At 61.1% G+C, this 7532-nt stretch carries 8 protein-coding genes, 1 tRNA gene and 2 pseudogenes; 3 read left to right on the plus strand and 8 right to left on the minus strand.

Translation table 11 applies throughout. The features are described 5' to 3' along the window. Positions 1-186 precede the first annotated feature (186 nt). Positions 187-648 carry an Hsp20 family protein gene (locus ACS3WA_RS04600; RefSeq protein ID WP_438277375.1) on the minus strand — a complete coding sequence of 154 codons (462 nt, stop codon included), beginning with the start codon at positions 646-648 and terminating at the stop codon, positions 187-189. A gap of 219 nt (positions 649-867) precedes the next feature. Here ACS3WA_RS04600 and ACS3WA_RS04605 point away from each other — a divergent pair, with 219 nt between their 5' ends. Further along, complete coding sequence (locus ACS3WA_RS04605; RefSeq protein ID WP_438277376.1) at positions 868-1812, plus strand: alpha/beta fold hydrolase; 945 nt, start codon at positions 868-870, stop codon at positions 1810-1812. Here the strand turns inward: ACS3WA_RS04605 and hisN are convergent. After that, entirely contained in the window at positions 1809-2594 is a 786-nt protein-coding gene (gene hisN, locus ACS3WA_RS04610) for a histidinol-phosphatase (RefSeq protein WP_438277377.1), read from the minus strand. The two genes, ACS3WA_RS04605 and hisN, sit on opposite strands and share 4 nt — an antisense overlap. A gap of 505 nt (positions 2595-3099) precedes the next feature. Further along, positions 3100-3987 carry an N-formylglutamate amidohydrolase gene (locus tag ACS3WA_RS04615; RefSeq protein ID WP_438277378.1) on the minus strand — a complete coding sequence of 296 codons (888 nt, stop codon included), beginning with the start codon at positions 3985-3987 and terminating at the stop codon, positions 3100-3102. A 186-nt stretch (positions 3988-4173) separates the two neighbouring features. Here ACS3WA_RS04615 and cpdR point away from each other — a divergent pair, with 186 nt between their 5' ends. Both cpdR and ACS3WA_RS04625 read left to right on the plus strand, forming a co-directional pair. Continuing rightward, positions 4174-4533 (plus strand): cell cycle two-component system response regulator CpdR, encoded by a 360-nt coding sequence (gene cpdR / locus ACS3WA_RS04620; protein WP_438274362.1) that lies wholly within the window; start codon positions 4174-4176, stop codon positions 4531-4533. A 73-nt stretch (positions 4534-4606) separates the two neighbouring features. After that, positions 4607-4681 (plus strand) — tRNA-Val (locus tag ACS3WA_RS04625). A gap of 186 nt (positions 4682-4867) precedes the next feature. Here ACS3WA_RS04625 and ACS3WA_RS04630 read toward each other — a convergent pair. The 5 genes and pseudogenes from ACS3WA_RS04630 to ACS3WA_RS04650 all read right to left on the minus strand — a co-directional run. Beyond that, positions 4868-5485 carry a resolvase gene (locus tag ACS3WA_RS04630; protein ID WP_438277379.1) on the minus strand — a complete coding sequence of 206 codons (618 nt, stop codon included), beginning with the start codon at positions 5483-5485 and terminating at the stop codon, positions 4868-4870. Between the two features lie 68 nt (positions 5486-5553). After that, positions 5554-5834 (minus strand): annotated as a pseudogene (locus tag ACS3WA_RS04635) (DUF2924 domain-containing protein); the annotation flags it as partial. Next, on the minus strand, positions 5785-6270 hold the full coding sequence (locus ACS3WA_RS04640; RefSeq protein ID WP_438277380.1) for a DUF3489 domain-containing protein: 486 nt from the start codon (positions 6268-6270) through the stop codon (positions 5785-5787). The pseudogene ACS3WA_RS04635 and the gene ACS3WA_RS04640, both read right to left, overlap by 50 nt. A 181-nt stretch (positions 6271-6451) precedes the next feature. Then, complete coding sequence (locus ACS3WA_RS04645; RefSeq protein ID WP_438277381.1) at positions 6452-6871, minus strand: hypothetical protein; 420 nt, start codon at positions 6869-6871, stop codon at positions 6452-6454. Between the two features lie 213 nt (positions 6872-7084). Beyond that, positions 7085-7532 (minus strand): annotated as a pseudogene (locus ACS3WA_RS04650) (hypothetical protein); the annotation flags it as partial.

Raw genomic sequence — 7532 nt, forward strand, 5'->3', positions numbered from 1 at the left:
CGTCCCGTCAAAATTAAGACAGCCTTGCTGTCCTAACCCTGACATTGCCAAATTTTTCTCTACCACACAAGCGTCTGGGAGTCCCTGATCGCAGGAAGTTATGCCCTGCCGCTCAACACAAAGACGCCCCGGTTTCCCAGGGCGTCCTGCGTTCAGCATTCCAAAATCGTTCGCGCGGGAGAAGCGTCAGGCTGCCGCCTTCTCGACCGCCGGCGCCGAGGGCGCGCTGGTCGCGATCGGAATGGTGCGGGGCTTCTTGGCCTCGGGAATCTCGCGGACGAGATCGACGTGGAGCAGGCCGTTCTCGAGCGAGGCGTTTTTCACATGTACGAAATCGGCGAGCTGGAACGCGCGTTCGAAGGCACGCGCCGCGATGCCACGATACAGCACCTCGGACTTGTCCTTGCCGTTTTCGTTGGCAACCTTCTCGCCCTTGATCGTCAGCGTGTTTTCCTTCGCGACGATGGAGAGTTCGCTCGGGGCAAAGCCGGAGACGGCGACGGAGATGCGGTACTCGTTCTCGCCGGTGCGCTCGATGTTATAGGGCGGGTAGCCCGGCGCATCGCCATGAGTCTGGTCGAGCAGGTTGAAGAGGCGATCGAATCCGACGGTGGAACGATAAAACGGGGTGAGGTCGAAAGTACGCATAGGTCAGTCCTCCATGGAGCGACGTTGAATGGACCCGCCCGCCAATCGGGCCGGGCTTTCGTCTGTGTGCAGCCTGATGATCCGGTTTCGGAGCACTGGTAGCGGCCTGCACAGTGATGATATGGGAGGGCTCCAAACGGGTTCAAGAGGCGGCCCACGCCCGTTTCTTGATGGTCCCGTCCTTCCGTTATTGAGCCTTTTCCTCCAGCCGGTCCGGTCATGAGGCTTGTTTCGATCCCCGCAAATCCGGTTCCGGAAAATTATATCTGCGGCACCGTCAGGACTTCCGACGGCATCGATCTGCGCTTTGCGCGATGGGCGCCGCCGCCGGGGCGAAAAGGAACGGTCTGCGTGTTTGCCGGGCGCGGCGAGCAGATCGAAAAATATTTCGAGACCGTATGCGATCTGCGAGATCGTGGTTTTGCGGTGGCGATGATCGATTGGCGGGGGCAGGGCCTCTCGACGCGGCTGTCGTCCGACCCGCGCAAGGGCTACGTGCGCCGTTTCTCCGACTACGAGATCGACGTTCAGTCGTTTATGGAGCAGGTGGTGCTGCCCGATTGTCCGCCGCCGTACTTCGCGCTGGCGCATTCGATGGGTGGCGCGGTGCTGCTGCGAGTGGCGCACGCCGGCAAACGCTGGTTCGACCGTATCGTGCTGTCGGCGCCGATGATCGATCTGCCGGGGCGCCGCACCGGGTTCGCGGCGCGTGCGGTGCTGCGCGCGATGCGGCTGTTCGGACAGGGTGGGCACTATGTCCCCGGCGGCAGCGATCAACTCACCGGCGTCGCCGATTTCATCGGCAATCCCTTGACCAGCGACCCGGTCCGGTTCGCCCGCAACGTTGCAATCCTGGAGGAAGATCCCGCGCTGGGGATCGCAGCGCCGACGGTGGCATGGGCCGATACCGCCTTCCGGGCCATGCATGAATTCTGCGCGACGAATTATCCGTCGACGATTCGTCAGCCACTGCTGATGATCGCGGCCGGCGACGACACCATCGTCTCCACTCCCGCGATCGAGGAGTTCGCCTATCACCTGCGCAGCGGTTCGCACCTCGTCATCGCCGGATCGAAGCACGAGATCCTGCAGGAGCAAAATCGCTATCGCGCTCAGTTCTGGGCGGCGTTCGACGCTTTCGTGCCGGGGTCGCCGTTGTTCTAGCGATTCAGCAATGTCAGTGCAGCCTCGTGCACGCGCGGATCGCCGGCGGCGACGACGCGGCCGCCGCCTTGCGCGGGCTCGCCCTCCCATGTCGTGATCACGCCGCCCGCTCCGGTGATGATCGGGATCAAGGCGGCGATGTCATAGGGCTTCAGCTCCGTCTCGATGACGAGATCGAGATGGCCCGCGGCCAGCATGCAGTAGGAATAACAGTCGCCGCCATAGCGGGTCAGCCGGACCTCGGCCTCGACCTTGCCGAAGGCTGCACGGTCGTCGGCGTTCATCAACAGCGGACTGGTCGTGAACGATGTCGCCTCTTTCAGCGATGCGCACCGGCGCACCGCAAGCTTGCGCCCGTTCGACGGGCCCTGATAGCTCGCGGAGCGGTTGTCGCCGCTGAACCGCTCGCCGATGTAGGGCTGGTGCATCATGCCGTAGACCGGCATGCCGCGATGAAGCAACGCAATCAGCGTGCCCCAGATGGGAAAGCCGGCGATGAAGGACTTCGTGCCATCGATCGGATCCAGCATCCAGACGTATTCGGCGTCCTCGTTCTGGTTGCCGAATTCCTCGCCGACGATGCCGTGCTGCGGGAAACTCGCCTTGATCATCCGGCGCATGACCGCCTCGGCGGCCCGATCCGCCTCCGTGACCGGATCAAAGCCGCGAGCGTCACATTTGTTTTCGACGCCGAGAAGAGACGTTCTGAAGAAAGGCAGAATTGTTTCGCCCGCTGCCGTCGCGAGACGGTCTATAAAGGCGGTAAAATCGATCACCGTCACGTCTACCTCACCGGGCGATGTTCGCACACGCGCGCGCGCCCCAAGTTGAGCGCCTCCTATACATGCAGGAATCGGAGGCCGCACCGTCTGCGATCCATTGCACAGCAGTTATCCCGTTCTCGGGCTCATTTGCCCATGGAGTGCCGACGGCATCTGCGATCGAAGGAGGAAAATCGCCGTCCCGGGTTGCGGCCGGACTGTGGCAAGCCTGCTGTTCTGGTATTAAATAGTTGGTATTACTAAGTAATTTTGTTGCAGGGTCGACGCGCGGCGAAATCAGAATATACCTAATCGCGGGGGAAAATCGTTTGAAATCCCTTGCTTTTTGTGCAGCGCGGCCGTATATTGTTGCGGTGCGGTAGCCCTCGCGCTACTGCTGCCCTCCTTGGGCGTTTCCTCCCAGACTTGGGCCGCTTGGTTTGACGAGCGGCCCTTTTTCTTGTCGCCAGCAAGGATACGGTGGTTTCGAAGTCCTCGCCACGCCACGCCAAGGGTGGCGGTCTATTTATTCGGCGGCCGACCGGAACGTCCCGAGATCGCCGAGCGGAATGGCGGCCAGCGCGTCGGCGAGCGTCATGAAATCCGCTGCGACCTGCCGGAAGCGCGGACCACGCTCGCGGCGGCGTTCGTCCATGTAGACCGCGCGGTTGAGTTCGAACTGAACCGCGTGCAGTCCGCTTGCCGGATTGCCATAATGCTCGGTGATGAAACCGCCGGCGTAGGGTTTGTTGCGGCCGACCGAATAGCCGAGGCCGCTCATCACGTCCTCGATGATGTTCGGAAGCAGCGGCGCGCAACTGGTGTCGTAGCGATCGCCGATCACGATATCCGGACGTCTCGGTTCGTCGTGAGAAATGCCGGTCGACGGCATCGAGTGGCAATCCACAACGATGGCTGTCCCGAACGTCTGGTGGGCCTTGTGGATCAGCCGCCGCAATGCGCGATGGTAGGGTTTGTAGAGCAGTTCGATACGGCCGAGCGCGTCGTCGACGCTGAGACGTTCGCGATAGATCTCCTGGCCGTCGCCGACGACGCGCGGAATGGTGCCGAGGCCGCCCGCGACCCGCATCGATCGCGTATTGGCGAAACTCGGCAAGCGACCGGTGAACATCCGCGGATCGAGTTCGTAAGGTTCGCGGTTGACGTCGACATAGGAGCGGGGAAAGTTGACCCGAACCACGGGAAAGCCGATCTCGACGAGGCCGACGATCAGTTCATCCATGAACGAGTCTTCGGACCGGCGAAGGCTGGCCAGGTCGATTCGCGACGCGGCCAGAAACTCCTCCGGATAGACCGAACCGGAGTGCGGGGAATTGAAGATGATGGGAGACCGCCACTGCGCCGGCTCGGCGATCTCGAAAGGGGGCGGCTGGCTGCCGTCAAATTGGGTCATGGCCGGGCGTCATCCTGAAATTGCGCAGCCTACTGTCGAATGTCGTCTGGACAGGCGCTTTTCGAACCTGCATTGTCGATAATCGCAGCCGTTCTGCCAAGCCAAAGTTAGCCTTCACCCCAAATTTACCATCATCAGGCTTAGTAGGGCGACTGCTCCTCCAAGTCGGGCCCCGATACCACCGCCATGCACAAAATCCTCCTTGCCGAAGATGACAACGACATGCGCCGATTTCTGGTCAAGGCGCTGGAAAACGCTGGTTTCAAGGTATCGTCCTATGACAACGGACTGTCAGCCTACCAGAGACTGCGCGAGGAGCCATTTGAAATGCTTCTCACCGATATCGTGATGCCGGAAATGGACGGGATCGAATTGGCGCGGCGCGCGTCGGAACTCGATCCCGATATCAAGATCATGTTTATCACCGGCTTTGCCGCTGTCGCGCTGAATTCCGATTCCGCGGCGCCCAAGAACGCCAAGGTGCTTTCCAAACCGGTGCATCTGCGGGAATTGGTCAGCGAAGTGAACAAGATGCTGGCGGCGTAATTCGTGCCCGCCCGTCCTTGCCTGTCAGCACCGGAGCCGATATAGGTCGCGGCGACCCCATGCGGACGTTTTCGGGCGCGTAGCTCAGCGGGAGAGCACTACCTTGACATGGTAGGGGTCACAGGTTCGATCCCTGTCGCGCCCACCACCCAGTCTGTTATTTCTCAGATTTTCAGAGACTGATGAGAAAGGCCCCCTACTGGCGGGCTTTTCTGCATTTTGATCTGCGGAGGCGCGGTCTCTGTGACCCGTCCGGGCTGGTTTTGGGGCTCTGTCTCTGCCGCGCAATTTCCCGTTCCTGGGAATCAGACCGATGAAATGAAATAAGGCGCGGTCACCGATTGGCAGAATCGGGAGCGGGTGTCGGTGCCAGGCCGAGGCGGGTCATCTGTTGAGACCATTCAGCCGGTGCATCGCGGAGGGCAGCGACACCGATCCCGCGGGGGAAACGCCCTTCAACAGCTGCTGTGACCAGGGTAGGTGCAAGGAAGGTGAGGGAGATCGTCATATTGATCTGTCGCGTGCTGCAATGTTGGCGGGCGGCAAGGCTTTCGATTGTTTCGCGGCCGTCGACGATCTCCTGAAGCCAGAGACGGCCGCGGCCGATCGCTCGGATCAGAGCCGACCGGCGTTCGGCCTTCACGGGCCGGGCGCGATGCTCTGGCGTACCCGCCGGCAGCAAAATTTCCTGGGCGGGCCTTGATGGCTTCTTCCAGGGCACGACGACGGTGCGCGAGGTGACCGCGCGGTGTTCAGCCGAATTCGGATCGTGGTTGCTCCGGATCTGGATATCGTTTTCGCCAGACCTCAGATGAATCGCCAACTGATTCTTGCGAACCTCAATTCGGGCGACAAACCGCTCAATCGCTTCTCGAGGCAACGCATCGGTCGAAAGCGGATCATCCATGTCCGTGTTGGCAATGACCGCCTTGGAGATTGTAACTTCGATCACTGACGCGGGCACGCGGGTGACAGAGCCAACGGGCTTATCCGTTTGGCCCCGGATGCAGGGTGCAGAGACTGGGTCGCCACGAGCCGCAAAACTTGGTCCAAAGATACGGTAGCCGCACGCTTTAGAAGTTGAACCGTCGCAGCATCGAGATCCCAAAGCGCATCGGCCTGAATGCGATAGGCGAGAATGCCGAACAGCAGATGCCTGGGCAGGTGCTCCGGGGCAGGGCGCCCGTAACACTCTGCCAGCGGGACTGTAACCCGATGAGATCGAGACAATGCAGATGCGCAATCTCGAGATCAAGAGAGGCCGCATCGGTGGTGCGACGTGTTTGTCTTCGCGGCGCCATCGGTCAGGCGGGTCTTGGCTGATTTGCCGACCTCATCTGCTGCAGACTTGATGCGATAGCGTCGGACCTTATCTACAAGCTCGGAATCAAGATCGAGCTTCAGTTTCCTGCGCGCGACACCGGCAAAGAACCCGCGCACCGAATGCTTCTGCCAACCCATTGTCTTGACGATGGCTTCGATCGTGCAGCCATCTGTCGATCGCAGCAGAGCCAGCGCCTGAGCTTGCTTGGAATCGGCGCGATCGCCTGATGCTTTGGCCGGTACGGCGAATGCGTTGGTAGCCGGCAAGACCTTCGAGGCCGCCGGCCTTTTTGTCCTGGTGGCAACGTGTTTGGCCTTACCGGATCGAGTCGCAGCTAATTTGAGGAGCGTCTGGTCGTGGCTCGCCGCTTTGCTTTGGCTTTGGTCATAAGGATCTCCGTAGTTGTAGGGCACCCATCGCGCCCACCGCCGCAACCCCGCAGTGGCCAAAGGCCGGCGGGGCAGGATCCTGCGAACCTGTTAGCTCGCGCTATGAGCGTTACACGAACGCTCCGTTGCCGCAGCAAAGCCAGTCCTTTCTGAGCAATCTTGTTGCTCGTTACTCGGATCAGTGTGTGAAGGTCACAGGCGAGCATCAGCTACGAATCTGAGGGTCAGGAGTTCGCAAATGCGCATCCACCGCCTTGGCGCCGACGAACCGCGAGCCTCGCACCGCGCCGCGCTGCTGGTTCAACTTCACGACCCGGGCCTTCACCGTGACCCGCCGCACCCGCGTGCGGACGCCGCTCCCGTCGCGGCTCCACGCACTGCGGTCCTTGAGCGTCAGCGCCAATCCAGCGCCCCGACCTCGCGCGTTGAATCGGCCGCTTCCCTTTCCGGATGAACCCAGCCGATAAGGGTTGCCGCCCGCGCGCCGCACCGCCTGATGGACTTCGCCGATGAAGCTCGTGGGACGAACGCGCACGCGATGGATACGGCTTCGCGGAGCACGCATGCCGCCGCGGTCGCGGACCTTGCCAGGACGGATGCGGAAATCGTCATCGTCGCGCGCCATATGACGACAATCGGGACAGACGTGGTGTCCTGCAAGCGATGAAATGCAGCGGTCGTAACGCGTCGCAAAAATAATTTCGATGGCGTAGCGCGTCGTAGCGCACATCGCGAACAATGCGATCTAACTCATTCGGAGAAAACCAAGATTGCAAATCGGCAAAACGACGCCCACATCACACGGCGCCGACCCGAGACCCGCCATCCGTGACCAAAATCAACGTGCAGACAACACCTTCGCGATCAACGATCGCCGCGAGCGAAAGCTCGCTTTATCTTGCCCTCTTAATCGGTCGGGATCTCTCGCTCGTTTTCGCCATCCTCGTTTGTCCTTCTCGCTACTCAAGACCACTTCGCGCTTCGCTGCAACACGCAGCGCTTCGCCGGATGAGAAGTCTGGCACGCCGTGCACTCTTCCGCGCTCAGCGACGGGGTGTTTCGGCTGCACATTGGCAGCGCTCGAACCGTCGCGGCGCATCTCTCCATCGGATTCACGGGGCATCATCACAGGCAATCCGGCGTGGTCCGAAGACGCCATCCGATGTTTCAGAGCGCCCGGCGCCGCGCACGACCGACGATTACCTGCGCGAACGCGAACAGAAAGCAAAAAGCTGATTATCTGGCGGTAAGAACGATGCAGTCCGCGACCGAATGTGCCGGCCACC

Origin of the sequence: Nitrobacter sp., from assembly GCF_051535235.1 — a bacterium.
Taxonomy (GTDB): domain Bacteria; phylum Pseudomonadota; class Alphaproteobacteria; order Rhizobiales; family Xanthobacteraceae; genus Nitrobacter.

What these genes read in the sequence shown, in the direction of transcription:
- cpdR (WP_438274362.1), top strand. Translation starts at nt 4,174, where the DNA reads ATGCACAAAATCCTCCTTGCCGAAGATGACAACGACATGCGCCGATTT.
- ACS3WA_RS04615 (WP_438277378.1), bottom strand. Translation starts at nt 3,987, where the DNA reads ATGACCCAATTTGACGGCAGCCAGCCGCCCCCTTTCGAGATCGCCGAG.
- ACS3WA_RS04605 (WP_438277376.1), top strand. Translation starts at nt 868, where the DNA reads ATGAGGCTTGTTTCGATCCCCGCAAATCCGGTTCCGGAAAATTATATC.
- ACS3WA_RS04645 (WP_438277381.1), bottom strand. Translation starts at nt 6,871, where the DNA reads ATGGCGCGCGACGATGACGATTTCCGCATCCGTCCTGGCAAGGTCCGC.
- ACS3WA_RS04600 (WP_438277375.1), bottom strand. Translation starts at nt 648, where the DNA reads ATGCGTACTTTCGACCTCACCCCGTTTTATCGTTCCACCGTCGGATTC.